The organism is Streptomyces sp. ISL-43, assembly GCF_018614195.1.
Classification (GTDB): domain Bacteria; phylum Actinomycetota; class Actinomycetes; order Streptomycetales; family Streptomycetaceae; genus Streptomyces.
The window spans coordinates 26,519-53,451 of the sequence record NZ_JAGGOT010000034.1 but is presented as its reverse complement, the minus strand read 5'-3'; the positions used below and the strand labels follow the sequence as shown (position 1 = coordinate 53,451).

Here is a 26,933-nt window from a genome sequence, read left to right as displayed (position 1 = left end):
GCAGCCCGGGGCGCGGACCGCGCACCGGCTCAGTGGCCGGAGGTCACCTTCAGGCCGACCACCGCGACCAGCAGCAGACAGATGAAGAAGATCCGGGCGGCGGTGACGGGCTCCCCCATCACCGCCATGCCGACCACCGCCGCACCGGCCGCGCCGATACCGACCCACACGCCGTAGGCCGTACCGATCGGAAGGGTCTTCACCGCCAACGACAGCAGCACCATGCTCGCCAGGATGCCGGCCCCCGTGAACAGGCTCGGCCAGAGCCGGGTGAATCCTTCGGTGAACTTCATACCGATCGACCAGCCGACTTCGATCACACCGGCGATGATGAGCAGAATCCAGGCCATGACGGGCACCTCCGGAACGAGAGCGGAACGGGTGCGTCGTCTTGTCATGCAGCCGTTGGCATCAGCCACGGCCACCCGGTACGGCGCGTCTCGTCGGGGTTCTTCGCTACCGTAGCAAAAACGCACGAAAAGGGCCGGTGACGAGTGTCACCAGCCCTTTCGATCTTGGAATCCAAGGGTGCCGCACAGGGGGAGAGATCCCAGGATCTAGAGATAGAGCCCCGTGGAGTCCTCCGACCCCTCCAGCCGCTCGGCGGCCACGGCGTGCAGGTCCCGCTCGCGCATCAGCACGTACGTCGCCCCGCGCACCTCCACCTCGGCCCGGTCCTCGGGGTCGTAGAGCACCCGGTCCCCCGGCTCGACCGTCCGTACGTTCTGCCCGACCGCGACCACCACGGCCCAGGCCAGCCGCCTGCCCACCGCGGCCGTCGCGGGGATCAAAATGCCGCCGCCCGAGCGCCGCTCGCCCTCCGGCGAGTCGGACTTCACGAGCACGCGGTCGTGCAGCATGCGGATGGGCAGCTTGTCGTGGGTGGTGGTGTTCTCGCTCACGCTCCGAACCTACCCGCCCGCGCCCGCCGCGCACCCCGCGGGTCCATCAGCGCTTGCGCCGCGCCGACGCGACGAGCAGCCCCACGACGCCGATCGCGAGCAGGGCCACGGGCACGATCCGCTCGACGCGCGGGGCGCCGTCCTCGTGCCGCAGACCGTCCCGAGCGTCGGTGATGAGGCGGTTCACCGTCGCCACGGCCCGGCCGGCGGTGTGGTCGACGGTGCCGACCACCTTCGCTTTGACGTCCCCGATGATCGTCTTGGGGTGCATGCGCACGCCGATCTCGTCGAGCGTCTCGGCGAGCTGCTCGCGGCGGCGGACGATGTCCGCCTCGATCTGTGCGGGGGTCCTGGCTTCCGGCACCGCGCTGCCTCCGTCGTCGTGGTCGGTCATATGAGGGCGTAGCCCACCATGAACAGTCTGTCAGCAGCTTAGTCTCGTGACCGTACCGATCCCCTCTTGAGGAGACTGTTGAGATGAGCGAGCGACTTGAGCCGGGCGACACCGCCCCCGCCTTCACCCTGCCCGACGCGGACGGCAACGAGGTCTCGCTCGCCGACCACAAGGGCCGCAAGGTGATCGTGTACTTCTACCCGACCGCGCTGACGCCGGGCTGCACGAAGCAGGCCTGCGACTTCACGGACAACCTGGACCTGCTGGCCGCGGCCGGCTACGACGTCATCGGCGTCTCCCCCGACAAGCAGGAGAAGCTGGCGAAGTTCCGCGAGAAGGAGCACCTGAAGGTCACCCTGGTCGGGGACCCCTCCAAGGAGGTCCTGGCGGCTTACGGGGCGTTCGGCGAGAAGAAGCTGTACGGCAAGACCGTCACCGGGGTCATCCGCTCGACGATCGTCGTCGACGAGGACGGCAAGGTCGAGCGCGCCTTCTACAACGTCAAGGCGACGGGCCACGTAGCCAAGATCATCAAGGATCTGGGCATCTGACCCCGCCTCTCCCTCCCCGCCTGCCCGCACCGTCAACCGGTGCGGGCAGTTCCGTTTATCGGACGTAACTGTCCGAATATCGCTTCGTTAGGCCGTACGAGGCCACGAACGCGCGGCCGGACGGGAGGGGACCGATGGCGGTGCGATACACCCGGGAGCTACTCGAAGAGGCTGCCCGTGCGACGAAGAACTTCGATGAAGCGGTCCAATGGTGTGGGGGCATCCCGACGCCCGGGTCAAGGCGCTATCTGCGCGCGAAGATGACGGAGGCGGGCGTCGACTTCTCCCACTTCCCGGCTCAGTGGGTGCGGCATACCGAGGAACGGCTGAGGGAGCTGGTCGCGGTCTCGACGTCCTTCAAACAGGTGGTCGCGGGGCTCGGCATCAGTCAAGTAGGTGGAAACCAGACACACATCAGCCGCCGAATAGCGGTGCTGGGCATCGACACCTCGCACTTCACCACGACCCGAGCACAGCGCGCGAAGGGTTCTCTGGGACCGGCACTCACTCTGAGGTCGCCGGAGGAGGGCCGGATCCCGGGCGGGCGGCTGCGAAGGGAGCTGCTGAAGTGTGGCACGCCGGAGAGGTGCGCGGACTGCGGCGTAGGCACCGAGTGGAACGGGAAGCCCCTCCGCCACGAAGTCGATCACATCAACGGCGACTGGTGGGACAATCGGCAGGAGAACCTACGTCTCCTGTGCCCCAACTGCCATGCGGCAACGGACACCTACCGCGGGCGGAAGCGGAGGCGGTCCGCATGAGCCGTCCTGGGTACACACGCGAGTTGCTTGCCCGGAGCGCGCAAGACGCACACAGCCTCCTCGATCTGATGCGTCGCCTCGACGTCCCTCTCAGCAGTAGCCCCCGCACTTACCTGCGCAACCGCTTGGCCCACTACGGGATCGACACGTCGCACTTCGTCGACGAGCCGCTTCCAGCCCGGACTCCGCAGTCCTACACGAAGGAACGGCTGGCGGAGGCGGCGGCCGCGTCACACAGCATCGCCGAGATGCTCGTCTACATGGGCGTCGTTGCCTACGACAGCGCATTCGGTCACCTCCGGAAGAAACTCGACCGGTTCGGCATCGACACCACGCACTTCACCACGCAGCAACGCCGCTCGGGGCCACTGTTTCCACGCGAAGAGATCACCCACGCCGTCGCCGAGTCCCGCAGCATGGCGGGAGTGATGCGGCTGCTGGGACACCACGAGTTCGGCGGGTCAGGGCGAGCGAAGGCTCGCCGAAGCATCGAGGAGTACGGAATATCGACGGATCACTTCACAGGGCAGGGCCACACGGCCGGCCGCCCCTCGCCGACCCGCAGGCGGGCCGATGGGGTCCTTCAGCTACTCGAAGCAGGCTCCAACCGTGAGAAGACCGCAGTACTTCGCCGCGCCTTGGACGACCTCGGGGTACCGCACATCTGCGACGAGTGCGGAACCGGCGACACCTGGCAGGGCAAACGGCTCGTTCTGGAGATCGACCACATCAACGGCGACCGACTGGACAACCGCCGCGAGAACCTGCGCTATCTCTGCCCGTGCTGCCACAGCCAGACGGCGACGTTCGCGAATCGATCTCGGCTGCACAACACAGCGCGAGGCACAGTAAAGTAGCCGCGATGGGTCCGTATCCCAGCTGGCCAAGAGGATGCCGGTTTAGATCCGGTATGTCGTGGGTTCGAGTCCCACCGGGCCCACATCAACGGCCGGTCGCTCTCCTCTGAGGGTGACCGGCCGTCGGCGTTCCGTCCGATCAGCCCAACAGGTCTCGGACCACCGGGACCAGGGCGCGGAAGGCCTGGCCTCGGTGGGAGATGGCGTTCTTCTCCGCCGCCGTGAGTTCCGCGCAGGTGCGGGTGTCGTTCAGGGGCTGGAGGATCGGGTCGTAGCCGAAGCCGCCCGTGCCCGACGCGGTGTGGCGCAGCGTGCCCAGGAGGCGGCCTTCGACCACGTGCTCCGTGCCGTCCGGGAGGGCGAGGGCGGCCGCGCAGAAGAAGTGGGCGCCGCGGTGCTCGTCGTCGATGTCCCCGAGCTGCGCGAGGAGCAGGTCCAGGTTGGCCTTGTCGTCGCCGTGGGAGCCGGCCCAGCGGGCCGAGAAGATGCCGGGGGCGCCGTTCAGGACGTCCACGCAGAGGCCGGAGTCGTCGGCGACCGCCGGGAGGCCGGTGGCCCGGGCGAGGGCGTGGGCCTTGAGGAGGGCGTTCTCGGCGAAGGTGACGCCGGTCTCCTTGACGTCCGGGATCTCCGGGTACGCGTCCGCGCCGACCAGCTCGTGCGGCAGGCCGGCGTCGGACAGGATCGAGCGGAGCTCGGTGACCTTGCCCGCGTTGCGGGTGGCCAGGACGAGGCGGTTGGGCGCGGGGCGCGGCGTCGAGGTCATGACCCCATTATCCGGCTCTCCGGCCGGGCCCCCGTCAGCCTCGGCCCGGCGACCCGCGTCCCGGCCCGCGCCTCAGCCCGGCGTGCAGACCTTCGAGATCTCCTTCGCGGCGTCCGCGACCGGCGTGATGTCCGGGGCGGAGTCGCCGTTCTGGAGCGAGGTGCGGACGTTCTGAACGGCCGTGTTCATCGAGGAGATGGCCTTGCTCAGGTCGGCGTTGTCCGTCTGGTCGCCGACCTTCTTGAGGTTGGCCTCGATCTCGTTGAGCGCGTTCTGGGCGTCCTGCGGGCTGTTGCCGGCCTGCGAGACGGCCTGCTGGAGGTCGTTCGCGCCGTCCGTTATGGCGACCGCGGTGCTCGCGCAGTCCATCGCCGTCGAGATCGCGTCGCAGGAGGTGATCGCCGGTATGGCGAGGGCTGCCGTCAGAGCGACGGCAGCCAGGCGGTACTTCGGCTTCACTTCGGCCCCCAAGTGGGTCTGATGCGTGGGTGTGGACGGGACGTGGGCGACCACGTGGACGGGTGCACGGCTTCGACGCCGTGCACCCGTACTCCGAGGGACGCGCGGACGCGCCCCGCGGTTGCCGCTGCCCGATCCGCGGACGGATCCGAACGGTCCGGGACTGCCTGGTGCTGCGACCGGAAAGGTCTACCGGTCGCAGCGCTAGAGCGTGAGCTCCAGGGCGCTCAGCTGGAGGGCCTCCAGGTCGGCGCAGCCGCCGGCGGCCAGATCGAGGAGGGCGTTGAGTTCCTTGCGGTCGAAGGGCTCGCCCTCCGCCGTGCCCTGGACCTCGACGAAGCGGCCGTCGCCGGTGCAGACCACGTTCATGTCGGTTTCGGCGCGCACGTCCTCCTCGTAGCAGAGGTCGAGGAGCGGGACGCCGTCGACGATGCCGACGCTGACGGCGGCGACGGTGCCGGTCAGGGGCTTGCGGCCGGCCTTGATCAGCTTCTTCTGCTGACCCCAGCTGATGGCGTCGGCCAGGGCAACGTAGGCGCCGGTGATGGCCGCGGTGCGGGTGCCGCCGTCGGCCTGGAGGACGTCGCAGTCCAGGACGATGGTGTTCTCGCCCAGGGCCTTGTAGTCGATGACGGCGCGCAGCGAGCGGCCGATCAGGCGGGAGATCTCGTGGGTGCGGCCGCCGATCTTGCCGCGTACGGATTCGCGGTCGCCGCGGGTGTTGGTGGAGCGGGGCAGCATCGAGTACTCGGAGGTGACCCAGCCCTCGCCGCTGCCCTTGCGCCAGCGCGGGACGCCTTCGCTGAAGGAGGCGGTGCAGAAGACCTTGGTGTCTCCGAAGGAGACGAGGACGGAGCCCTCTGCGTGCTTGCTCCATCCGCGTTCGATGGTGACCGGGCGGAGCTGTTCGGGCGTACGGCCGTCGATGCGAGACATGGCACCGAGCCTAACCGGTGCGCGGGGTGGGGAAGGACCCCGCCGAAGGGACGAAAAGACCCCGTCCGGGTGCGTCCGGGCGGGGTCCTGTCGTACGTACGGGTGTGTGTGCGAGCCGGTGGGCTCAGCTCACATCATGTCTTCGATGTCGGCGGCGATCGGGTCGGCGTCGGTGCCGATGACGACCTGGATCGCGGTGCCCATCTTGACGACGCCGTGGGCGCCGGCGGCCTTCAGCGCGGCCTCGTCGACCTTGCTCGGGTCGATGACCTCGGTGCGCAGGCGGGTGATGCAGCCTTCGACCTCTTCGATGTTCTCGATGCCGCCGAGCCCGGCGACGATCTTCTCAGCCTTGGTGGCCATGTGTTTCTCCCTGAGTTCTACGAAGAACGAGTCTCGGCGGCCGCCCTTGCCTGTCGGCCGGCGGGTGGTGCGATTGACCGACCGGCGTGGTCCGCTTCGTCACGGTAACGCACGATTGGCCCAGCTATGCGAGCACATGCCCGCTATCTGCCGAATGATGACGATCAGCGCCAACCTGCCCTAGGGCGGGTGGAATGCGACCGTGACACAAGTGGTCTACACCAGTGTGCCGCAAGTGTCGCGGCTGCCAAAAACGGGCCGGCCAGGGAGGACGCGGATGAGCGCGAGCAGCGCCGCAGCAGTGCCACAGCCGAAGTGGTGGAACGGCATGTTCCAAGGGCTGCAGAAGATGGGGCGGAGCCTCCAGCTGCCGATCGCCGTCCTGCCCGCGGCGGGCATCCTGAACCGACTGGGACAGCCGGACGTCTTCGGCAAGGACGGCCTGAACTGGACGAACGTCGCCAAGGTCATGGCGGGCGCGGGCGGGGCGCTGCTCGACGCGGACCTGGGCCTGCCGCTGCTGTTCTGCATCGGTGTCGCGATCGGCATGGCCAAGAAGGCGGACGGCTCGACGGCGCTGGCCGCGGTGGCCGGCTTCCTCGTCTACCGGGGCGTGCTGCACGCCTTCCCCAAGGACTGCCCTTCGGGGTCGACGGACATCGGGGGCGGCTGCCTGGCGGCCGGGAACGCCTTCACCGGGTTCACGTACCAGAATCCGGGGGTGTTCGGCGGCATCATCATGGGCCTGCTGACCGCCTGGTTCTGGCAGCGCTACCACCGGGTGAAGCTGGTCGACTGGCTGGGCTTCTTCAACGGGCGCCGGCTCGTCCCGATCGTCATGTCGTTCGTCGCGATCGCCTTCGCGGCACTGTGCCTGTGGATCTGGCCGCCGATCGGCGACGCGCTGGAGAGCTTCTCGGACTGGCTGGTGGGTCTGGGGTCGGTGGGCGCGGGCATCTTCGGCGTCGCGAACCGCGCGCTGCTGGTGATCGGCCTGCACCAGTTCCTGAACGTGCCGGTGTGGTTCCAGTTCGGCAGCTACACCAAGCCGGACGGACAGACGGTCCACGGTGACATCAACATGTTCCTGGCGGGCGACCCGGACGCCGGGCAGTTCCTCACCGGCTTCTTCCCCATCATGATGTTCGCCCTGCCGGCGGCGGCGCTGGCGATCACGCACTGCGCGAAGCCGGCGCGACGCAAGGAGGTCGGCGGCCTGATGCTGTCGGTCGGCCTGACCTCCTTCGTCACCGGCATCACCGAGCCGCTGGAGTACTCGTTCCTCTTCCTCGCGCCGGCGCTGTACGCGGTCCACGCGGTGCTGACGGGTGTGTCGATGGCGGTGACGTGGGCGTTCGGGGCCAAGGACGGCTTCAGCTTCTCGGCGGGCCTGATCGACTACGTCATCAACTGGGGCCTGGCGACGAAGCCCTGGCTGATCATTCCGATCGGGCTCTGCTTCGCGGTCGTCTACTACGGCATCTTCCGCTTCGCGATCACCAAGTGGGACATCAAGACGCCGGGCCGGGAGTCGGACGAGGAGATCGCGGTCATGGAGGCGGACAACACGAAGGCGTGAGCGGCTGACCTTCGGCCGGGCGAAACCGGGCCGAAGGGCCCCTTCGGGGCCGCCACATGCCCCCCTCGGGGGCCCATAAGAGAGTCGAAGGCCTTCGGACCCATGGGGTCCGAGGGCCTTTGCCATGTATGCCCGAATGTGTCCTCCCCCACGAAATTGGTGGGTTCCTTACGCGGACCCCACCGTGCTACAACTGGTCTACACCACTGAGTGGTGTAGACCACGCGGGCCTTTCGGCCCGGGGTCCCCCTTTCCGAGACGCCGCCAACCCCCCTTTTTCCATGCCCCTGGCAGCGCCTTGCCCACTGGAGGATGACCATGTCCACAGCCACCGCTGCGGAAACGAAGAAGGGCGCCGGCGTGATGGCCGTCATGCAGCGCATCGGCCGGAGCCTCATGCTCCCCGTTGCGGTGCTGCCCGCCGGAGCGCTCCTGCTCCGCCTGGGTGCGGACGACATGCTCGGCGACAAGGACGTCTTCCCGACGTTCATCCTGAAGATCGCCGGTTACATGGCCGCCGGTGGTGGCGCGATCCTCGACAACATGGCGCTCCTGTTCGCCGTCGGTATCGCGATCGGCTTCGCGAAGAAGTCGGACGGCTCGACCGCCCTCGCGGCCGTCACCGGTTACCTGGTCTTCCAGAAGGTGCTCGCCACCTTCACGGACAGCAACCTGCCGAAGGTCGCCAAGGTCGTCGGCGGCAAGATCGTCATGCTGGACGCCCCGGTCAACGCCGGTGTCCTCGGCGGTGTCGTGATGGGCATCATCACCGCCCTGCTCTACCAGAAGTTCTACCGGACCAAGCTGCCGGACTGGGCGGGCTTCTTCGGCGGCCGCCGCCTCGTCCCGATCCTCTCCGCCTTCGCGGGTCTGCTCGCCGGTATCGTCTTCGGTCTCATCTGGCCGGTCCTCGGCACGGGTCTGCACAACTTCGGTGAGTGGCTGACCGGTTCCGGCGCCGTCGGCGCGGGCATCTTCGGTGTCGCCAACCGCGCGCTGATCCCGATCGGCATGCACCACCTGCTGAACTCCTTCCCGTGGTTCCAGGCCGGTTCCTTCGAGGGCCCCGACGGCGCCGTCCACGGCGACATCGCCCGCTTCCTCGCCGGCGACCCCACCGCCGGACAGTTCATGACCGGCTTCTTCCCGATCATGATGTTCGCCCTCCCGGCCGCCTGCCTGGCGATCGTCCACTGCGCCCGCCCCGAGCGCCGCAAGGTCGTCGGCGGCATGATGTTCTCCCTCGCGCTCACCGCCTTCGTCACGGGCATCACCGAGCCGATCGAGTTCACCTTCATGTTCATCGCCCCGGTGCTCTACGCGATCCACGCGGTCCTGACCGGCGTCTCGATGGCCCTGACCTGGTCGCTCGGAATGAAGGACGGCTTCGGCTTCTCGGCCGGCGCGATCGATTTCTTCCTCAACCTGGGCATCGCCTCCAACCCGTGGGGCCTGGCCGGCATCGGCCTCTGCTTCGCGGCCGTCTACTACTTCGTGTTCCGCTTCGCGATCACCAGGTGGAACCTGCCCACCCCGGGCCGCGAGTCCGACGAGGAGCTCGCCGAGCTGCTCAAGGCCGAGGCCAAGTAGTCCCGCGCCACACCACGACGAAGCCCCCGCTCTCCCGGAAGGGAGGGCGGGGGCTTCGTCGTACAGCGGTGGCTCAGACCTCGTAGACCGCGCCCGCGTACGCCAGGTCGATCGGGCCGTCGTAGACCGCGCGGGCGTCGGCCAGGTTCTGCTGGGCGTCCGTCCACGGCGGGATGTGGGTCAGGACGAGCCGGCCGACCCGGCCGCCCCGCGCGAACTCGCCGGCCTCGCGCCCGTTCAGGTGAAGGTCCGGGATGTCCTCCTTGCCGTGCGTGAAGGAGGCCTCGCACAGGAAGAGGTCGGTGTCCTCGGCGAGCAGCCCCAGCTCGGGGCAGACACCGGTGTCACCGGAGTACGTCAGCGAGCGGCCGCCGTGCTCGACGCGGATCCCGTAGGACTCGACCGGGTGGGAGACCTTCTCGGTGCGGATCTGGAACGGGCCGATCTCGAAGCTGCCGGACTTCAGGGTCCGGAAGTCGAAGACCTCGCTCATGGAACGCTCGTCGGGGACGTCCTCGTAGGCGGTGGAAAGCCGCTTCTCGGTGCCCTCGGGGCCGAAGACGGGGATGGTGCCGCAGCGCCCGCCTTCGTGGCGGTAGAAGCGGGCGACGAAGTAGGCGCACATGTCGATGCAGTGATCGGCGTGCAGATGGCTCAGGAAGATCGCATCGAGGTCGTAGAGGCCGATGTGCCGCTGGAGCTCCCCGAGGGCACCGTTGCCCATGTCGAGGAGCAGCCGGAAGCCGTCGGCCTCGACGAGGTAGCTCGAACAGGCCGATTCCGCGGACGGGAACGAACCCGAACAGCCGACGACGGTGAGCTTCATGGAGCGTGAACCTCCGTGGACGGTCCGTGGACGGAATGCGGGCCGTGCGTGGGTCGAGCGTAAGGCGCGAAACCTCCGGTCGCTCCTCCACGGCGGGCCGTTGTGGGGGGAATCACCTGTGCTGTCACCCGGGGGAGCGACGGGGCGGATCCGCGTTGCCGTCCGGCGGCGGGGTGGGTGCGGGGTCCGTGCGGGGTACGGGCGGTGCGGCCGCCGCGCCGGGCGGTGCGGCCGCGGCTACGGTCGGAGTATGGACACGTCCTGGTGGCCGGCGGTCGCCGCGGTGGTGGTCGTGATCCTGCTGGTACTGCTCCCCCGGCGGGCGCGGCAGGTGCCCCACGCCACCGAGCCGCCGCACGCGCCGGGGCCGGCGCCCAGGCCGGAGCCCGGTCAGCTGTGGTCCCTGCCGGGCGGGCGGCCCTGCCTGGTCCTGGCCGTACGGGGCCACTGGGCGCGGGTCGCGTGGATCACCGGGAAGTACGACGACCGGCGCGCCGGGGTGATCCCGCTGCCGCCGGGCGTGGTGGGGGCGCGGGGAGGATTCCTGGAGGCGGACCGGGTGGTGGAGGTGTCGGTATGGGAGTTCGCGCGGGCGCGGCGGCTGGGGACGGTGGATCCGGCGGTGTGGGACGAGGTGAAGGGACTCGGGCCGTCCGGCTGAAGCGGGTCTACGAGCCCGCGGAGCCGGGGGTGGACGGAGTCAGGGTGCTCGTGGACCGGCTGTGGCCCCGGGGGCTGTCGAAGGAGGCGGCGGAGGTCGACGAATGGGCGAAGGCCGCCGCCCCGTCGACGGAGCTGCGGAAGTGGTTCCACGGGGGTGGCTCCGCGGAGGAGTTCCGGGAGCGGTACGAGGTGGAGCTGGAGGCGGCGGAGGCGGCGGCGTGCCTGGAGCGGCTGCGGGAGCTTGCCGCGGCGGGTCCGGTGACCCTCCTGACGGCGGTCAAGGACCCGCCCGCGAGCCATGCCGGCGTACTGGCCGCCCTGCTCTCCTGACCCGCCGGGCCGCAGCCCCGCCGGCCCCCTGCCCGCCCTGGACCGCTGCCCGGGCCCGCGCCCAAAAACGCCGGCGGGGCCGGGTTCGGGTCGGCCCGGACCCTCACCCGAGCGCCGGCGCCGCTGGGTTCGGCCCCGCCGGCGCCGGCACCCGGCAGTGGTGCCGTGCCCGACCACCGGAGCGTCCTACGCCCAGAGCTGGCCCTGGAGGACCTCGATCGCCTCTTCCGTCGTCGCCGCCGTGTAGACGCCCGTCGAGAGGTACTTCCAGCCGCCGTCGGCCACGACGAAGACGATGTCGGCGGACTCGCCCGCCGCGACCGCCTTGCGGCCGACCCCGATCGCCGCGTGCAGCGCCGCTCCCGTGGAGACGCCCGCGAAGATGCCCTCCTGCTGGAGGAGCTCCCGCGTGCGGGTGACCGCGTCGGCCGAGCCGACCGAGAAGCGGGTCGTGAGGACCGACGCGTCGTACAGCTCCGGGACGAAGCCCTCGTCGAGGTTGCGCAGACCGTAGACGAGGTCGTCGTAGCGCGGTTCGGCCGCCACGATCTTGATGCCCGGTACGTGCTCGCGCAGGTAGCGGCCCACACCCATCAGCGTGCCGGTGGTGCCGAGGCCCGCCACGAAGTGGGTGATCGACGGGAGGTCGGTGAGGATCTCCGGTCCGGTGGTGGCGTAGTGGGCGCCCGCGTTGTCCGGGTTGCCGTACTGGTAGAGCATCACCCAGGACGGGTTCTGCTGCGCCAGTTCCTTCGCGACGCGCACGGCGGTGTTCGAGCCGCCCGCCGCCGGCGAAGAGATGATCTCGGCTCCCCACATGGCCAGCAGGTCGCGCCGCTCCTGCGAGGTGTTCTCCGGCATCACGCACACGATCTTGTAGCCCTTGAGCTTCGCCGCCATCGCCAGGGAGATGCCGGTGTTGCCGGAGGTGGGCTCCAGGATGGTGCAGCCGGGGAACAGCCGGCCGGCCTTCTCGGCCTGCTCGACCATGTGGAGCGCCGGGCGGTCCTTGATCGAGCCGGTCGGGTTGCGGTCCTCGAGCTTCGCCCAGATCCGTACGTCGTCGGAGGGCGAGAGCCGGGGCAGCCGGACGAGCGGCGTGTTGCCGACCGCGGCCAGGGGGGAGTCGTAGCGCATTACTTCGATCCGCCGGCTACGGCCGGGAGGATGGTGACGTTGTCGCCGTCCTTGAGCTCGGTGGAGATGCCGGCGAGGAAGCGGACGTCCTCGTCGTTGAGGTAGACGTTGACGAAGCGGCGCAGCTCGCCGCCCTTGGCCTCGTCGACGATGCGCTCCTGGATGCCCTTGTGGCGGGTCTCCAGGTCCGAGAAGAGCTCGGACAGGGTCGCGCCCTCACCGGTGACGGCCTTCTCGCCGTCGGTGTAGGTGCGGAGGATGGTGGGGATGCGGACCTCGATGGCCATGGCAGGCTCCAGTCAGGATGGTGAGGGAAGGCGGGCGAAGCGAAGGCGGGCGTGAGCGCGCGGGCCCGGGTGGGGCCGGCGGGGGTCAGGCCGCGGGACAGATGGCGCTGGCGAGGCGGCACAGGTCGACGTGCAGCCGCGCCACAAGCAGCAGCCTGCCGGGCGTCTCGATGCTCACGTCGTGGGGAACCATGCGGTCATGTTAACGATTCCCGGTCCCCGGTTTGGAGTGTGATCCCACATCGTGGACGAATACCGCTCACATACTGGGCGGTAGTCCTTCCGTGGCCGTTCGGGGGTCCTCTACAGGCCCCGCAGTCGGTCGCCGGCAGGCCCTCAGTAGGCCTCGACCACCTGCACTTCTTCCTCGGTGATCACGCCTTCGACGATCCGGTACGACCGGAACTGGAACTCCCCGAGGCCGTCCTTGTCGGCGGTGGAGACCAGCACGTAGTGCGCGCCGGGCTCGTTCGCGTACGTGACGTCCGTGCGCGAGGGGTAGGCCTCGGTCGCCGTGTGCGAGTGGTAGACGATGACGGGGTCCTCGTCCCGGTCGTCGAGCTCGCGGTAGAGCTTGAGCAGATCCTTCGAGTCGAACTCGTAGAACGTGGGCGAGCGGGCCGCGTTCAGCATCGGCACGAACCGCTCCGGGCGGTCGGTGCCCGCCGGGCCGGCCACGACGCCGCAGGCCTCGTCGGGGTGGTCCTGACGGGCGTGCGCGACGATCCGGTCGTACAGGGCCTGGGTGAGGGTCAGCATGAGCGACAGGATAAGCAGACGGGCCCTCCCGTACCGAGGAGTGGTACAGGAGGGCCCGAATGTTGGACACGAGGCCCGGAAGAGCGTGGTTCCCGGCCGTGGCAGGCGGCCGGGACTCACGGTTCGAAGGGGCGTTACGAGGCCTTGGTGAAAGCCGCGCCGCGCGGGTCGCGGGACTTCATCACCAGGTACGAGACGCCCAGCAGCAGACCCCACAGCGGGGCGCAGTAGAGCGAGACGCGGGCGTCCTTGTCGACGCCCATCATCACGATGACCATGCCGATGAAGGCCAGGGCGAAGTAGCTCGTGTACGGGGCGCCGGGGGCGCGGAACGGCGACTTCGGCAGGTCTCCGCGGTCGGAGGCGGCCCGGTAGCGGATCTGGCAGACCAGGATCATGATCCAGGCCCACATGCCGGAGATGGTGGCGAAGGAGACGACGTAGTCGAAGGCCTTGCCGGGGGCGACGTAGTTGATCCAGACACCGACCAGCATGAGCGCGGCGGAGAAGGTGGTGCCGACCAGCGGGGTGCCGCTCTTGGTGAGCTTGGTGAAGATCTTCGGGCCCTGGCCGTTCTGCGCGAGGTCGCGCAGCATGCGGCCGGTGGAGTACATGCCGGAGTTGCAGGAGGACAGGGCCGCGGTCAGGACGACGAAGTTGACGATCGCGGCGCCGACGCCGAGGCCCATCTTCTCGAAGGCGGCGACGAAGGGGCTGACGCCGGGCTGGAACTCGTGCCACGGGACGACCGACAGGATCATGATCAGCGCGCCGACGTAGAAGACGGCGATGCGCCACGGCACGGTGTTGATGGCCTTGGGCAGGGTCTTCTCGGGGTCCTTGGACTCGCCGGCGGTGACGCCGACCAGCTCGACGGCGAGGAAGGCGAACATCACGATCTGCAGGGTCATCAGCGTGCCGCCGATGCCCTTGGGGAAGAAGCCGCCGTCGTTCCACAGGTTGGTGACGGTGGCCGTGTCCGCGGCGTCGGAGAAGCCGATGGTGAGGATGCCGGCGCAGATCAGGATCATGCCGACGATGGCGGTGACCTTGACCATGGAGAACCAGAACTCCAGCTCGCCGAAGAGCTTCACGGAGATCAGGTTGGCGCCGTAGAGGATGACGGTGAAGATCAGCGCGTACGCCCACTGCGGGAAGCTGTCGTGGGTCCAGTACGACATGTACTGCGCGGCGGCGGTGACTTCGGTGATGCCGGTGACCACCCAGAAGAGCCAGTACGTCCAGCCGGTCACATAACCCCAGAAGGGGCCGAGGAACTCCCGGGCGTAGTCCGAGAAGGAGCCGGACACCGGGCGGTACATGAGCAGTTCGCCCAGGGCCCGCATGATGAAGAAGATGACCAGGCCGGCGATGGCGTAGGCCAGGATCAGGCTCGGCCCGGCCTTGGAGATGGCCTTGCCGGCTCCCAGGAAGAGGCCGGTGCCGATGGCGCCGCCGATCGCGATCATCTGGATCTGGCGTGCCCCGAGTGCGCGGTGGTACCCCTCGCCGCCGCTCCCGGTGGTGTCGTGCTGCTGCTCGTCGACCTGTACGGAGGTCATGTCTGGTGCGCCTTTCTCCACGCCGACCCGCGCCTTCTGGCTGCGGATCGGGTCCTCGATCCCCCCGGATACGGATGGAGTTGCACGCCGGCGGTCAGCCGGTTCAAGCAGGCCGGGGGGCATGGGTGGCGCCCCGTCGGCGGTCGTGAAGATTTATCACGTGCTTACGGGTGGGCGAGGGACGAAAGTGTGACGCAGGGCGCAAAAAAATCGGGACACAGGCCCCGAAAACTGATCAGGTCACCACATCGTGGTGACCTGATCGTTATCCGGATTTGAGCGTCCGCTGAGCGAACGAACTTTACGCTTGAGGATCCTCAGAGGATTCCCAGGAGGATCCCTCAGAGGGTCTCGATGAGGGTCTCCTGGAGACCGCCGAGCCAGAGGTACGCCATCACCATCGGCTTGCGCGGATCGTCGTCCGGCAGCCGGAAGAGCACGGCGCTCTCGTCGTCCTCGGTGATGTCGAGGCGGGCCGCGATGGTGAGCCGCAGGTCGTTCAGGGACCCGAGCCAGCGCAGCGCCAGCTCGCCGGTGAGCTCCAGGACGGCCGCCCCGTCGCCGCCCGGGGTGAGCCCGTCGAGGCTGCGTACGACGGCCAGGGCGTCCATCCGCTTGCGGGTGCGCAGGTCGTTCTCGGTGAAGCGGCGGAATTCGGCCGAGTGGGCGCGCAGCTCGGCCTCGTCGGCCCTGGGCCCGGTGTCCGGGCCGCCGTAGGCGTCGGGGAAGAGCCGGGCGAGGGCCGGGTCGGAGGGGGGCTCGGTCGGGCCGTCGGAGCCGGCGAAGAGCGCGGCGAGCGGATCGGCGTCCGGGTCGGGCTCGGGCTCGCCGGGGCCGATGAGCTCCAGCAGCTGCACGGCGAGCGAGCGCAGGATCGAGATCTCGATCTCGTCGAGCGCGATGACCGCGCCGTCACCGCTCTCGGGGGCTTCGAACACGCCGCCCATCAGTTGCGGTCCTGGGACATGGTCGCCCACAGCCCGTAGCCGTGCAGGGCCTGCACGTCGCGTTCCATCTCCTCGCGGCTGCCGCTGGAGACGACGGCCCGCCCCTTGTTGTGGACGTCGAGCATCAGCTTGGTCGCCTTGTCCTTGGAGTAGCCGAAGTACGCCTGGAACACGTACGTCACGTAGCTCATGAGGTTGACCGGGTCGTTGTGCACCAGGGTCACCCACGGGACGTCGGGTTCGGGGACCACGAAGGTCTCTTCGGCCGATTCGGTGCGTTCGATCTCAATGGGAGCAACACTCACTCGTCCCATGCTGCCACTGCAGGGGGCCTGTCGCACAAACGGGCACCTACATCTCGTCACTTTGACGAGATGTGCGCTAGCATCCGACACATGAACCCTGCGGACCTGGGCCTGCCGGTGGACGTGCCGTCGACAGCGCTCTTCACGGACCATTACGAGCTCACGATGCTGCAGGCCGCACTGGCCAGCGGCACCGCCGACCGGCGTTCGGTCTTCGAGGTCTTCACCCGGCGGCTGCCCGAGGGGCGGCGCTACGGCGTGGTCGCGGGGACCGGCCGGGTGCTCGACGCGGTGGAGAACTTCCGCTTCGACGGCGCCGTACTGGAGTTCCTGCGCGAGCGCGCCGTCGTCGACGCGCGCACCCTCGACTGGCTGGCCTCCTACCGCTTCTCGGGCGACATCTGGGGCTACCCGGAGGGCGAGGTCTACTTCCCCGGCTCGCCCGTCCTGCGCGTCGAGGGCAGCTTCGCCGAGTGCGTGCTGCTGGAGACCGTGGTCCTGTCGATCCTCAACCACGACTCGGCGATCGCCGCGGCCGCCTCCCGGATGTCCTCCGCCGCCGGCGGCCGGCCGCTGATCGAGATGGGCGCGCGGCGCACGCACGAACTGGCGGCCGTCGCCTCCGCCCGCGCCGCGTACGTCGGCGGCTTCACCTCGACCTCGGACCTGGCCGCCGGCTTCCGCTACGGGATCCCCACGGTCGGCACGAGCGCACACGCCTTCACCCTGCTGCACGACACCGAGCGGGACGCCTTCACGGCTCAGGTCGCCTCACTGGGCAGCGGGACCACGCTGCTGGTGGACACCTACGACGTCGCGGAGGCGGTCCGCACGGCCGTGGAAGTGGCCGGGACGGGCCTGGGCGCCGTCCGGATCGACTCCGGGGACCTGCTGCTGGTCGCGCACCGGGTGCGCCAGCAGCTGGACGAGCTGGGGGCGACGGCGACGAAGATCGTGGTGACCTCGGACCTGGACGAGTACGCGATCGCCTCGCTGGCGGCCGCCCCGGTGGACGCGTACGGGGTCGGCACGCAGCTGGTGACGGGCAGCGGGCACCCGACGTGCTCGATGGTCTACAAGCTGGTGGCGCGGGCGGCCTCGGCGGACGTGAAGGCTCCGCTGGTGTCGGTGGCGAAGAAGTCCTCGGGCGGCAAGACGTCCATCGGGGGCCGCAAGTGGGCGGCGCGGCGGGTCGACGCCGACGGGGTCGCGGAGGCCGAGGTCATCGGGACCGGGCCGGTGCCGGCGGCGCTGGCCGACACGCAGCTCCTCGTCCAGCTGGTCAAGGGGGGCGAGGTGGTGGCCCGGGAGTCCCTGGAGACGGTCCGCGACCGCCACCGCGAGGCCCTCGCCGGCCTGCCCCTCTCCGCGACGCAGCTCTCGCGCGGCGAGGCCGTGATCCCGACGGAGTACGCCTAGCCCGCGCCTAGCCCCCGCTCCCGGCGGGGTCTGGGGCGGAGCCCCAGTTTCGGGAAGGGACCCTGCGGGGGAAGAGCCCCCGCAGGGTCCCCGCCCCACCACACACCAAGCCGAAGGGCACCGGACATGCACCGCGCACTGATCGTCGTCGACGTACAGAACGACTTCTGCGAAGGCGGCAGCCTCGCGGTCGCCGGCGGAGCCGACGTGGCCGCCGCCATCACCGAGCTCATCGGGCAGGCCACAGCCGGGTACCGGCACGTCGTCGCCACCCGGGACCACCACATCGACCCCGGGTCCCACTTCGCGCACGCCCCCGCCCAGCCGGACTACGAGACCTCCTGGCCGGTCCACTGCGTCGCCGGGACCGAGGGGGTGGGCTTCCACCCCAACTTCGCGCCCGCCGTCGCCTCGGGGGCCGTCGCGGCCGTCTTCGACAAGGGGGCGTACGAGGCGGCGTACAGCGGCTTCGAGGGGGCGGACGAGAACGGCCGCGGGCTCGCGGAGTGGCTGCGGGACCGGCACGTCACCGAGGTCGACGTGGTCGGCATCGCCACCGACCACTGCGTCAAGGCCACCGCGCTGGACGCGGCCCGTGCGGGGTTCCGTACGCACGTGCTGCTGGACCTGACGGCCGGGGTTGCCCCGCACACCACGACCCAGGCGCTTGCGGAGCTCCGCGAGGCCGGCGTGGAGCTGTCCGGGACCCCCCTCGTGGCCGGCTGAGCCGAGGCGGGCGACCAGGCCGAGGCGTAGACCGGATCACACCGGACAATCTGGGGCGGATTTCCGTCAAAGCCGTGAAAGCTTCCCGCGGAAGATCGGGACTCCTGGAAACGTGGCGCGGGTCAACACCTGCGACAAGGAGGCGATCCGTGATGCTCAGGTTCACCGGCCCGGCGGACGACGGCACCCCGGCCGACCACCCCCCGCTCAGGGGCCGCGGCACGATCAGCCTGGCGGCCGCCGACGGGGGGTGGCAGCCGACGTTCATGTGGTCCGGTCAGGCCCGCCCGGCCCCCGGGCACCCCCGGGAGCTGCCCCTCACGGCGGGGGCCGAGGTCCGCACGCCGGAGGGCACCCCGCTGCTGGAGTTCCGGATGCGCGGTACCCGGCAGCCGGCCTACAGCTTCGGGCACACCCTCGGCGGCCGGCTCCCGGCGGGCGCCTACACCGTGGAGTGGTGGACCGCCCGCGACGACGACGGCACGCGGGTGGGCGGAAGCTTCGGCTTCGAGTTCGCCTGACGGCGCCCCGCGCCCGCTCCCACCCCCGCCGACCGTGCCTCCGCCGACCGTGCCCCCGCCCGCCGTGCCCCCGCTAGCCGTGCCCCAGCTAGCCGTGCCCCAGCAGCGCCCGGATCGGGTGCCACAGCTCTTCCGCCCGGTCCGGCGCGCAGCGCCAGAGCAGGCCGTCGGGGTGGTGCAGGACGGCGGTGATCTCGTCCGGGGTCGGCGGCTGGGCGTTGCCGCGCAGGTAGACGGCGCGCATGCCGAGGTTCCGCAGCCTGGTCAGGGCGCGGGCCCGGTTCGCCGCGTGCACCAGCACGCGGACGTTTCCGCCCTCCTCGGAGCCCGCGGCGGAGCACCCGGCGCCGCCCGCGGCGGCACCTGCCGCGGAGCTCTCCACAGCCGGTCTGGGCAGCGTGAGCGCGACGACCACGCTGCCGCCTGGCAACCGGACGAAACCTCCACCGGGCATGTCTTCATCTCCCCCGTCAATAAGAAACTCAGCTCACGCATCTAAACGCGATCGGCCGCCGCCCGCTAGGGGGCGACGACCGATCATGTTTTGACCTGCGGCTTTACCGAATTACTTAACGGCGGGGCCGACCTCGACCGTCATCTGGAGACCGTCGTACGGCTCCTTCACGATCTTGATCTTGGTGTTGGTGTCAGCGACCTTCACCGAGCCGGTCGGGTTCTCGTCGTAGTAGTACTTGCCCTTGTGGTCGTCGAAGACCAGGTTGGTGGGCTTCGGCTTCAGGAACAGCGCCTCACCGTTCTTGTGCAGGGTGAAGGCATCCGTGGAGTACGCGCTGAAGGTGGCGTCGTACGGCTGGATCTTGTTCCGCAGCAGGGTGCCGTCCGACCACTTCATCGGCTTGGCGTTGGCGTCGATCGGAAGGATCAGACCGGCGCCGGGGTGCTGGCTGGTGTTGTTGTCCTTCTGGGAGGTGTCCCACTGCCAGATCAGGAGACCGTCCTGGTAGGGGTAGTGCTCGACCCAGTTCGGCTTCGTGTTGGTGAAGCCGAAGTTGTACGGGCCCACCTTGAGGGTGGAGTCGTACGACACGTACCGGCGGTTCTCGGCCAGGTAGTACTGCGCGTACTCCTTGGTGAAACCGTTGCCGACGCGGGAGAAGCCCTTGCCGGCCCAGCCGTTGTCGCCGTTCTCGGCACCGTCGGTGAACAGCGTGGCGCCGTTCGCCGTGATGGTGAGGGCGTCGGCCGTGAAGCCCTTGCCGCCCGCGCCGCCGTCCGTCTGGTAGCGGAAGCGGAGGTCGACCTTCTTGCCCGCGTAGGCGTCCATCGGGAAGTTCAGGTTCTTCCAGGCACCCGAGACGCCGGTGAGCGACGGGCTGCCGGAGGCGTCGACCGGGAGGTCCGTGCCGTCGGCGGTGCCGGCCAGCGCGGTCCAGTTGGCGCCGCCGTCCGTGGAGACCTCGGTGTACAGGAAGTCGTACTCCGCCTCGATGTCCCACCAGCCCTTGAGGGACAGGGCCGCGGAGGTCTTGCCGGTCAGGTCGACCGAGCGGGTCAGGGTGTTCTTGAGGTCGTCACCCATGTTGCTCCACCACTGGGTGGAACCCTCGGCGGGAGCGACGATCTCGGTCTTGACCTGCTTCTTCGGCAGCTCGACGAGGAGCGCCTGCTTGTCCTTGGTGTTGTACTCCGCCACGCCCAGCTTGTGGGTGGACTTCGTCGCGGCCTTGGCCGTGTCGTAGTTCAGCCAGCCCAGCTGGAACTTGTCCCAGGCGTTCATGTCGCCCGGGAGGTCGCCTATGGAGTCCTTGCCGTTGCCGAGCCAGGAGCCCGCCGACATCAGGGACCAGAAGCCGACCGAGTTCTCGCCGCCACCGGAGGTGTCGTAGAGGTCCGGCAGGCCCAGGTCGTGGCCGTACTCGTGCGCGAAGACGCCGAGGCCGCCGTTCTCGGGCTGCATCGTGTAGTCGCCGACCCAGATGCCGGTCTCGCCGATCTGGGTGCCGCCGGCCTTGTTGTTCTCCGGGCCGGTCTTGCCCGCCTGCGTGCCGTAGGCGTACCAGCGGTGCGCCCACAGGGCGTTCGTGCCCTGCACGCCGCCGCCGGCCGACTCGTCCTCGCCCGCGTGGACGATCTGGAAGTGGTCGATGTAGCCGTCGGGCTCGTTGAAGTTGCCGTCGCCGTCGAAGTCGTAGCGGTCCCAGAGGTCGTACTGGGCCATCTGCGCCTTGATCTGCGCGTCGGTCTTCCCGGCCTTCTTCTGGCCCTCGGCCCAGGCGGTCACGCCGTCCTTGACCGTGTCCCAGACGTTGGCGCAGTTGGTCTGGCCGCAGTAGTTCGAGCCGTAACGGGCCTCGTTGTACGGGACCTTGACCCAGTCGGCCACCTCGCCTTCGACCGAGTAACGGCCCGAGGAGGTCTTCTCGTAGTAGGTCTTCAGCGAGTTCTTGCCCTGGCCGGTACCGAAGTACAGGTCCTGGAAGTACGCGCGGTTGAAGTCCTTGCGCCAGGCCGTGCTGTTGTTCACCGCACGGTCGGGCTGGGCGATCTGGTTGTGCATCGGGCCCGGGTTGCCGCCGAACTTGGGCGCGGGCGGCTTGGGGCCGCCCGGACCGTCCGGGTCGAACATGGTGGTGCTGTCCACCTGGTCGCCGAAGTCGACGAGGATCGTGAAGATCTTGTCGGTCTTCTCACGGCCGAGCTCGACGTACTTCTTGTCGGCGAGCTTGACGACCTTGGAGGCGCCGCGCTGCTCGACGCCCTTCTTGCCGGTCAGCACCTGCTCCAGGGCAGCCTTCTTGGCCTGCTCCTGCTGGTCGCTGAACGGACCCTTGAGGTTGTGCTTGACCTGCTCCTTGGAGGGAGCGGTCGGGTCCTGGCGGTCGGCGGTCGGCACGCTCAGGCCCGGGTCGGCCTGGGCGATGGTGAAGGCCGCACCGGTGGCCGCGGTGGCGGCCAGGGTCACGCCGACTGCGGCAGCGCGCAGCGCGCGCCTTCTGACGGAGTTGCTGGTCACTTGATGTCGTTCCCCTCCCGCGGCCGCGAAGTGGTGCGGAACGTCTCCATAGGAGCGGGGGGTTCCGTGCGGCGCGCGTCTCAAGTGACGACATTTGACAAGAGAGTCGCAAGAAAAGACAGACCTTGACTTGTTCCTTACAACTGCACTATGCGGTCAGTCAGTTCCGCTATTCGGACGTTCCCTGGCCATAGCGGACGAAGGGGGCGTGCGGGCGCCTCCCGGCAGGCCCACCGGCACCTTCCCGGCCCACCCGCCCGCCCTGCTCCACCTCTACGCCCCCTCCACGCGTACTCGCATCGGCCCGGAGAATGACCCCTGTGCGCCCCCTGTGCTCCGCTGCCACGCGTCAGATGGGTTAGGTCGCGCTTACCGACAGTTCCCCTCGGGCATCCACCGTCGTAGAGTCACTTGACGCCAGACCTGGTCGAGCCGACTCCCCCTCCCGCTTCGAGGACGGATATCGTCATGCCGCGTCCGACTGCCGCACAGCTCGCCTACGGGTCCGCCACCGTCATCGTGTCGACGATCGCCATGCTGCTGCTCTCGCAGACGAGTACGGGACTCGGCGTCGCGGTCATCTCCGCCGCCGCGCTCGTCCTCGGGCTCCTCGTCGCACTCACCGTCCCGATCCCGCGCCGGCGCGGGCGGCACGCCGCGACCCGGCCGAGGACGGCCTCGCCGGTGCCCGACACGGTGCCGCAGGACGTGGCGGAGGCCGCCACGGCCCCGGTCGAACACCCCGTCCACCACTGACCCGCCGCCGGCCCCGTCCGGCCGCGCACAGCGCCGCGCGGGCGGCCTCCCCCGGTGGGGAGACCGCCCGCGCGCTGAGCTGCGTACGCCGTGGTGATGGTGCCGGGGTCTAGGTCGTCGACTGGACCACCACGGTCTTGGCCACCTTGTCGTGCAGGCCCTGTTTGTAGGGCTTGTCGACGAGCATCGAGATGACGAGTGCGATCGGCCACAGGCAGAAGCAGCAGATCAGCGTCGGCAGCCAGAGCACGGCCGCGCGCGAGAGCGCGGCGCCGGACTGCGGGACGCTGCCGTCGTTGAGCATCGCGACGCGCAGGCCCAGCCACTTCTTGCCCAGGGTCTGGCCGTTCTTCTTGGTGAACCACCAGTCGTAGCCGACGTAGGCGACGATCGAGACCAGCGTCATGATCAGGCCGCTGCCGCTGTAGGACCTGGTGATGACCTCCGTGACGTCCTCGCCGTCGTTCGTCTCGACCGTGTAGCGCTCGCGGTCGCCGACGGCCAGCTGGATGAGGAACAGCGGGATGGCGATGATCAGCAGGTCGATGACGCGGGCGGCGAGCCGCTTGCCGAAGTCGGCGAGCGGGGGCATCCCGGCGAGCGGGTCGGGCATGCCGTAGCCGCCGCCACCGCCGTACGGGTCTCCGCCGCCTCCGTAGGGCGGCGGCGGGGGCGGATAGCCGCCTCCACCACCGGGAGGGGGCGGGGGCGGCGGGAAGCCGCCTCCTCCACCGGGGGGCGGCGAGCCGTACGGCGAACCACCCGACGGAGGCGTCGGTTCCTGGGGCTTCTTGAGGAACGGGTCGTCCTCGGGCGGCTCGCCCGGCGGCGGCTGGTCGGTGCTCATGGCCCGAGTCGATCCCGGCCCGGCCCGGCCCGCAACGGGGACGCGTCCGTTCGGGGGACGCGCGGGCGCGGGCCCCGCCGACGGATCACCGGGGGCTCGCGGACAGGGCAGCGCCTAGCGGGCCGCGTACGTCCGTGCGGCGCGGTCGTGGAGGGCGCGGCGACGGGGGTTGTCCGCGAGGGCCCACAGGGCCCCCGGGAGGCCCAGGAAGGCGTACACGAGCCAGCGGCGCAGGGCCGCCCCGAAGGTGGGCGGGCGCAGCGTGGCGGTGGCCAGGACGCGCACGCCCAGGAGCTTCTTTCCGGGGGTGCGGCCCCAACGCGCGGTGGGCAGGGCCTCGTAGAAGACGCCGAAGACGAGGACGGCGGCCAGGACGAGGGCCAGCCGGCCGGCGACGGCGCCGTCGACCAGCCACACCGTGGTGGTCCGCCCGCTCACGCGGGCCGCGTCCACCTTGGCCTGGAGGTGCGCGGTGACCTCGGGAACCAGGGGCAGCGCGACGGCGCTCGCGAAGGCTCCGAGCACGAGGGAGTCCAGGAACCGGGCCACGGCGCGGCGGGCGAGCCCGGCGGGGCGCACGGCCCGCTCCGCCATCCGCTCGAACACGGCACGCCCGGTGGCCGACCGGGGCACGGCGGGCACCGGCGGTACGGCGGCCGGGGGCGGTACGGCGGCCGGCGAAGGCGCGGGGACCGCGGGCGGCACGGAGGCGGGCACGGGAGCCGGGGCAGGAGCCGTGCGCTCCACGGGTGCCGCGCGCTCCACGGGTGCCGCGCGCTCCACGGGTGCCGCGCGCTCCACGGGTGCCACACGCTCCACGGGTGCCACACGCTCTACGGGTGCCACACGCTCCGAGGCTCTCGCCGCCGGCCGGGGCCGGGCCGCGGGCTCGGCCGGCGAGCCGGGGGCGGCGGGCCACACGGGAGCGGGGGCGGGAGCAGGGGCCGGGGCGGGAGCAGGGGCCGGGGCGGGAGCCGCGGCCGGGGCGGGAGCCGCGGCCGCCGCGCTGACCGGGGAACGGGCCGACAGGATGCCGACGCCCTCCGGGGCCACGGAGCCGGACACCCGGGCGGTGACCGGCGTACGGGCCAGCGAGATCCCGGCCGGGCGGGCGGCGGCCGGCTCGTTCCCCCAGGACACCCGGTGGTCACGCGGGCCGCCGAAGCCGGACTGGTGGAGCGGGTCGGCCTGCCACGCCACGGCCTCGGCCCCGGGCTCCGCCGCACGGACGCGCTCGCCCCCGCGCCACGGCTCCGGCGCGGGTTCCGGCTCCGGCTCGGGTTCCGGCTCGCGCAGCGCCCGGCTCATGCCGGTCTCGTCGAGGAACACCGGGCCCGTCTCGTCGGCCGCGACCGCGGGGCGGCTCGTACCGGGGACCCAGTTCAGGCCGTTCCAGAACCTGACGTACCCGGGGATGGACGGATCGGGGTAGTAGCCCTCGCGGGCCGCGTGCTCGCCGTCACCAGGGGAGGCCGTCAATGTCCCCAACTCCGATCGTGGCTTGAGGCTTGTGCAGGTGTGGACCATAGCCAAGAACCGCCCCTCGGCAGGTCCGGTAACGGGAGAATCCAAGCCTTCGAGCGAACGCGGTCCCATGCGCACGATTTCGGTCAGCCGACAGAATTCGGCCAATCCGCAGATTGCCCCGAGAAGTCGCGTCATACCCGGGCACTTCGGTGCTCTCTCCAGGCGTGGGACCGCTTGCCGGCCCACGCGCACCGCCCGAGCACGTATCCCGCACCGAAGTGAGGCCGTCATGCACCACCCCGTCATCGAACGCGAGCTGGAACTGAAGCTGGTCCTCTCCCCCGAGCGCAGCATCCCCGTCCCCGCCCGGCTCCTCTACCTCACCGACGACCCGTACGCCGTCCACATCACCTTCCACACCGGCTCCAGCACCCCGGTCAACTGGACCTTCGCCCGCGAGCTGCTCGTCGAGGGGGTGTTCCGCCCGTGCGGCCACGGCGACGTGCGGATCTGGCCCACGAAGGTCGACCACAAGGCCGTCCTGTGCATGGCGCTCAGCTCTCCCGACGGCGACGCCCTGCTGGAGGCCCCCGCCTCGTCCGTGTCCGCCTGGCTGGAGCGGACCCTGCGGATCGTGCCGCCCGGCACCGAGGCCGACCGGCTCGGCCTGGACGCGGCCCTGGCCGAGCTGCTCGCCCCGACGCCGGCCGACGAGCTGTGGATGCGCGATCCGTGGCCTTCGGACGAGTCGGCCGACGGGGAGCTGTGAGGCCCGGCGGGCGGGGCCCGCTCCGTGGCGTCGGCCGGTTCAGAACAGCTTGCCCGGGTTGAGCAGTCCCTCCGGGTCGAATGCGTGCTTGACGGCGCGCTGCATCTCCAGGCCCACCGGGCCGAGTTCGCGGGCGAGCCATTCCTTCTTCAGGACGCCGACCCCGTGCTCTCCCGTGATGGTCCCGCCCAGTGCGAGCCCCAGCGCCATGATCTCGTCGAAGGACGCGCGGGCGCGCCGGGCCTCGTCCTCGTCGGCCGGGTCGAAGCAGACGATGGGGTGGGTGTTGCCGTCGCCGGCGTGCGCGCAGACCCCGATGAGCAGGTCGTGGGCGCGGGCGATGGCGGCGGTCCCGTCCAGCATCTCGGCGAGCCGCGAGCGCGGTACGCACACGTCGTCGATCATCGTCGCGGGCCGCAGGGCCTCCAGTGCGGGCAGGGACATCCGCCGGGCCTGCAGGAGCAGTTCGGATTCCGCCTCGTCCTCGGCCGGTACGACGGCGCTCGCCCCGGCGGCGGCGCACAGCGATCCCACGGCGGCCAGGTCGGCCGGCGCGTGCGGGGTGTCGAAGGCGACGAGCAGCAGGGCCTCGGTGCTCTCGGGCAGGCCCATCTTGCCGAGCGCGTTGACGGCGCGGACGGTCGTACGGTCCATCAGCTCCAGCAGCGAGGGCGTCAGGCCGGACTCCATGACGGCGCACACGGCTGCGCAGGCGGCGGCGGCCGAGGGGAACTCGGCGGCGAGCGCGAGCTGGCGGGGCGGGGCCGGACGCAGCGCGAGGACGGCCTGGACGACCACCCCGAGGCTGCCTTCGGAGCCGACGAAGAGGCGGGTGAGGTCGTAGCCCGCGACGCCCTTGGCGGTCCGCCGGCCGGTGCGCAGGAGCCTGCCGTCGGCGAGGACGACGTCGAGGCCGAGCACGTACTCGGCGGTGACCCCGTACTTGACGCAGCACAGGCCGCCGGCGGCGGTGCCGATGTTCCCGCCGATGGTGCACTGCTCCCAGCTGGATGGGTCCGGCGGATAGCACAGGCCCCGCTCGGCGACGGCGCGGGACAGGACGGCGTTGACGACGCCGGGTTCGACGACGGCGATCCGGTCGACCGTGTCGATCTCCAGGATCCGGTCCATCTTCACGAGGGACAGCACGACGCAGCCGTCGGAGGCGTTGGCCGCGCCGGACAGGCCCGTGCGGGCGCCCTGGGGGACCACGGGGACGCGTAGGGCATGGGCGGTGCGCAGGACGTGCTGGACCTGTTCGGTGGTCCGGGGCAGGACCACGGCGGCCGGGGTGCCGGCGGCGCAGAAGCTCGCCATGTCGGTGGCGTAGGAGGCGGTCACCTGGGGGTCGGTGAGCAGTGCCTCGGCCGGTAGGCCCTCGAGGAGCCGCGCGTGGAGCAGTGCGTGGAGCGCCGCGGGGGGCAGGGAATCGAGCGTGGTGGAAACGTCGTCATCCATGAGGCCAGAGTGGCATTCGGGG

Annotated in this window: 31 protein-coding genes, 1 tRNA gene and 1 pseudogene; 13 read left to right on the top strand and 20 right to left on the bottom strand. The window is 70.3% G+C overall.

Annotated features, from left to right (window positions below):
- Positions 1-29 precede the first annotated feature (29 nt).
- The 3 genes from J7F03_RS20025 to J7F03_RS20015 all read right to left on the bottom strand — a co-directional run bounded on the left by J7F03_RS20025 (position 30) and on the right by J7F03_RS20015 (position 1,296).
- Positions 30-350 (bottom strand): multidrug efflux SMR transporter, encoded by a 321-nt coding sequence (locus tag J7F03_RS20025; RefSeq protein WP_214951287.1) that lies wholly within the window; start codon positions 348-350, stop codon positions 30-32.
- Between the two features lie 207 nt (positions 351-557).
- Positions 558-902, bottom strand: coding sequence for a co-chaperone GroES (locus J7F03_RS20020; RefSeq protein ID WP_214951285.1), 345 nt, complete (start codon positions 900-902; stop codon positions 558-560).
- 46 nt (positions 903-948) lie between these two features.
- Positions 949-1,296 carry a DUF3618 domain-containing protein gene (locus J7F03_RS20015; RefSeq protein WP_251072180.1) on the bottom strand — a complete coding sequence of 116 codons (348 nt, stop codon included), beginning with the start codon at positions 1,294-1,296 and terminating at the stop codon, positions 949-951.
- Between the two features lie 83 nt (positions 1,297-1,379).
- Between J7F03_RS20015 and bcp the strand changes: the two genes are divergently transcribed.
- From bcp to J7F03_RS19995, 4 genes are all read left to right on the top strand, one after another.
- Positions 1,380-1,847 carry a thioredoxin-dependent thiol peroxidase gene (gene bcp / locus J7F03_RS20010; RefSeq protein WP_214951283.1) on the top strand — a complete coding sequence of 156 codons (468 nt, stop codon included), beginning with the start codon at positions 1,380-1,382 and terminating at the stop codon, positions 1,845-1,847.
- Positions 1,848-1,981: 134 nt separating this feature from the next.
- Positions 1,982-2,608 carry an HNH endonuclease gene (locus J7F03_RS20005; protein ID WP_214951281.1) on the top strand — a complete coding sequence of 209 codons (627 nt, stop codon included), beginning with the start codon at positions 1,982-1,984 and terminating at the stop codon, positions 2,606-2,608.
- The gene (locus J7F03_RS20000) at positions 2,605-3,465 is read left to right on the top strand and encodes an HNH endonuclease (RefSeq protein ID WP_214951279.1); all 861 of its coding nucleotides are present in this window, start codon (positions 2,605-2,607) and stop codon (positions 3,463-3,465) included. The genes J7F03_RS20005 and J7F03_RS20000 overlap by 4 nt, the downstream gene beginning before the upstream one ends.
- Before the next feature lie 7 nt (positions 3,466-3,472).
- Positions 3,473-3,548: transfer RNA gene (locus J7F03_RS19995), tRNA-Leu, on the top strand.
- A gap of 56 nt (positions 3,549-3,604) precedes the next feature.
- Here J7F03_RS19995 and rdgB read toward each other — a convergent pair.
- The 4 genes and pseudogenes from rdgB to J7F03_RS19975 all read right to left on the bottom strand — a co-directional run.
- Positions 3,605-4,231, bottom strand: a complete 627-nt coding sequence (gene rdgB / locus J7F03_RS19990) for an RdgB/HAM1 family non-canonical purine NTP pyrophosphatase (RefSeq protein ID WP_214951277.1) — start codon at positions 4,229-4,231, stop codon at positions 3,605-3,607.
- A 72-nt stretch (positions 4,232-4,303) separates the two neighbouring features.
- Entirely contained in the window at positions 4,304-4,690 is a 387-nt protein-coding gene (locus J7F03_RS19985; protein ID WP_308379781.1) for a hypothetical protein, read from the bottom strand.
- Between the two features lie 204 nt (positions 4,691-4,894).
- Positions 4,895-5,626: a ribonuclease PH gene (gene rph / locus J7F03_RS19980; RefSeq protein ID WP_214951273.1), complete on the bottom strand. Its 732-nt coding sequence runs from the start codon at positions 5,624-5,626 to the stop codon at positions 4,895-4,897.
- Positions 5,627-5,755: 129 nt separating this feature from the next.
- Positions 5,756-5,992, bottom strand: a pseudogene (locus J7F03_RS19975) (glucose PTS transporter subunit EIIB); the annotation flags it as partial.
- Positions 5,993-6,266: 274 nt separating this feature from the next.
- On the opposite strand from J7F03_RS19975, the gene J7F03_RS19970 reads away from it, so the two are divergent.
- Positions 6,267-7,568 carry a PTS transporter subunit EIIC gene (locus J7F03_RS19970; RefSeq protein ID WP_214951271.1) on the top strand — a complete coding sequence of 434 codons (1,302 nt, stop codon included), beginning with the start codon at positions 6,267-6,269 and terminating at the stop codon, positions 7,566-7,568.
- Positions 7,569-7,886: 318 nt separating this feature from the next.
- Entirely contained in the window at positions 7,887-9,158 is a 1,272-nt protein-coding gene (locus J7F03_RS19965) for a PTS transporter subunit EIIC (RefSeq protein WP_214951269.1), read from the top strand.
- A 73-nt stretch (positions 9,159-9,231) separates the two neighbouring features.
- Here J7F03_RS19965 and J7F03_RS19960 read toward each other — a convergent pair whose 3' ends face one another.
- Positions 9,232-9,984: an MBL fold metallo-hydrolase gene (locus tag J7F03_RS19960; protein ID WP_214951267.1), complete on the bottom strand. Its 753-nt coding sequence runs from the start codon at positions 9,982-9,984 to the stop codon at positions 9,232-9,234.
- A gap of 250 nt (positions 9,985-10,234) precedes the next feature.
- On the opposite strand from J7F03_RS19960, the gene J7F03_RS19955 reads away from it, so the two are divergent.
- Both J7F03_RS19955 and J7F03_RS19950 read left to right on the top strand, forming a co-directional pair.
- Positions 10,235-10,645, top strand: a complete 411-nt coding sequence (locus tag J7F03_RS19955; RefSeq protein WP_214951265.1) for a hypothetical protein — start codon at positions 10,235-10,237, stop codon at positions 10,643-10,645.
- Between the two features lie 29 nt (positions 10,646-10,674).
- Positions 10,675-10,977: a DUF488 family protein gene (locus J7F03_RS19950; protein WP_308379778.1), complete on the top strand. Its 303-nt coding sequence runs from the start codon at positions 10,675-10,677 to the stop codon at positions 10,975-10,977.
- Between the two features lie 186 nt (positions 10,978-11,163).
- On the opposite strand, the gene J7F03_RS19945 is transcribed toward J7F03_RS19950, so the two are convergent.
- The 7 genes from J7F03_RS19945 to clpS form a co-directional block, all read right to left on the bottom strand.
- Positions 11,164-12,114 (bottom strand): PLP-dependent cysteine synthase family protein, encoded by a 951-nt coding sequence (locus tag J7F03_RS19945; protein ID WP_214951261.1) that lies wholly within the window; start codon positions 12,112-12,114, stop codon positions 11,164-11,166.
- Positions 12,114-12,401: a MoaD/ThiS family protein gene (locus J7F03_RS19940; RefSeq protein ID WP_214951259.1), complete on the bottom strand. Its 288-nt coding sequence runs from the start codon at positions 12,399-12,401 to the stop codon at positions 12,114-12,116. The genes J7F03_RS19945 and J7F03_RS19940 overlap by 1 nt, the downstream gene beginning before the upstream one ends.
- Before the next feature lie 85 nt (positions 12,402-12,486).
- On the bottom strand, positions 12,487-12,594 hold the full coding sequence (locus J7F03_RS42685) for a putative leader peptide (RefSeq protein ID WP_310941867.1): 108 nt from the start codon (positions 12,592-12,594) through the stop codon (positions 12,487-12,489).
- A 143-nt stretch (positions 12,595-12,737) separates the two neighbouring features.
- Entirely contained in the window at positions 12,738-13,160 is a 423-nt protein-coding gene (locus tag J7F03_RS19935; protein WP_214951257.1) for a Mov34/MPN/PAD-1 family protein, read from the bottom strand.
- A 134-nt stretch (positions 13,161-13,294) separates the two neighbouring features.
- Positions 13,295-14,722, bottom strand: coding sequence for an amino acid permease (locus J7F03_RS19930; protein WP_214951255.1), 1,428 nt, complete (start codon positions 14,720-14,722; stop codon positions 13,295-13,297).
- Positions 14,723-15,063: 341 nt separating this feature from the next.
- The gene (locus J7F03_RS19925; RefSeq protein ID WP_214951253.1) at positions 15,064-15,669 is read right to left on the bottom strand and encodes a DUF2017 domain-containing protein; all 606 of its coding nucleotides are present in this window, start codon (positions 15,667-15,669) and stop codon (positions 15,064-15,066) included.
- Complete coding sequence (clpS, locus tag J7F03_RS19920) at positions 15,669-15,983, bottom strand: ATP-dependent Clp protease adapter ClpS (protein ID WP_214951251.1); 315 nt, start codon at positions 15,981-15,983, stop codon at positions 15,669-15,671. The genes J7F03_RS19925 and clpS overlap by 1 nt, the downstream gene beginning before the upstream one ends.
- 81 nt (positions 15,984-16,064) lie before the next feature.
- Between clpS and J7F03_RS19915 the strand changes: the two genes are divergently transcribed.
- The 3 genes from J7F03_RS19915 (at position 16,065) to J7F03_RS19905 (ending at position 18,640) form a co-directional block, all read left to right on the top strand.
- A complete protein-coding gene (locus J7F03_RS19915; RefSeq protein WP_214951250.1) occupies positions 16,065-17,393 on the top strand; it encodes a nicotinate phosphoribosyltransferase in 1,329 nt (442 codons plus the stop codon).
- 126 nt (positions 17,394-17,519) lie between these two features.
- A complete protein-coding gene (locus J7F03_RS19910) occupies positions 17,520-18,119 on the top strand; it encodes an isochorismatase family protein (protein ID WP_214951248.1) in 600 nt (199 codons plus the stop codon).
- Positions 18,120-18,271: 152 nt separating this feature from the next.
- Positions 18,272-18,640 (top strand): hypothetical protein, encoded by a 369-nt coding sequence (locus J7F03_RS19905; RefSeq protein ID WP_214951246.1) that lies wholly within the window; start codon positions 18,272-18,274, stop codon positions 18,638-18,640.
- Between the two features lie 88 nt (positions 18,641-18,728).
- Here J7F03_RS19905 and J7F03_RS19900 read toward each other — a convergent pair whose 3' ends face one another.
- Entirely contained in the window at positions 18,729-19,094 is a 366-nt protein-coding gene (locus J7F03_RS19900) for a hypothetical protein (RefSeq protein ID WP_214951244.1), read from the bottom strand.
- Between the two features lie 111 nt (positions 19,095-19,205).
- Positions 19,206-21,614 carry an immune inhibitor A domain-containing protein gene (locus J7F03_RS19895; protein ID WP_214951242.1) on the bottom strand — a complete coding sequence of 803 codons (2,409 nt, stop codon included), beginning with the start codon at positions 21,612-21,614 and terminating at the stop codon, positions 19,206-19,208.
- 468 nt (positions 21,615-22,082) lie between these two features.
- Here J7F03_RS19895 and J7F03_RS19890 point away from each other — a divergent pair, with 468 nt between their 5' ends.
- Positions 22,083-22,370: a hypothetical protein gene (locus J7F03_RS19890; protein ID WP_214951240.1), complete on the top strand. Its 288-nt coding sequence runs from the start codon at positions 22,083-22,085 to the stop codon at positions 22,368-22,370.
- 109 nt (positions 22,371-22,479) lie between these two features.
- Here the strand turns inward: J7F03_RS19890 and J7F03_RS19885 are convergent, their stop codons facing one another.
- Complete coding sequence (locus tag J7F03_RS19885; RefSeq protein ID WP_214951238.1) at positions 22,480-23,217, bottom strand: RDD family protein; 738 nt, start codon at positions 23,215-23,217, stop codon at positions 22,480-22,482.
- A gap of 114 nt (positions 23,218-23,331) precedes the next feature.
- Positions 23,332-24,696 (bottom strand): RDD family protein, encoded by a 1,365-nt coding sequence (locus tag J7F03_RS19880; RefSeq protein ID WP_214951236.1) that lies wholly within the window; start codon positions 24,694-24,696, stop codon positions 23,332-23,334.
- A gap of 277 nt (positions 24,697-24,973) precedes the next feature.
- Between J7F03_RS19880 and J7F03_RS19875 the strand changes: the two genes are divergently transcribed.
- Complete coding sequence (locus tag J7F03_RS19875) at positions 24,974-25,453, top strand: SsgA family sporulation/cell division regulator (protein ID WP_214951234.1); 480 nt, start codon at positions 24,974-24,976, stop codon at positions 25,451-25,453.
- 39 nt (positions 25,454-25,492) lie between these two features.
- On the opposite strand, the gene J7F03_RS19870 is transcribed toward J7F03_RS19875, so the two are convergent.
- Positions 25,493-26,911: an FAD-binding oxidoreductase gene (locus J7F03_RS19870; protein WP_214951232.1), complete on the bottom strand. Its 1,419-nt coding sequence runs from the start codon at positions 26,909-26,911 to the stop codon at positions 25,493-25,495.
- Positions 26,912-26,933 lie beyond the last annotated feature (22 nt).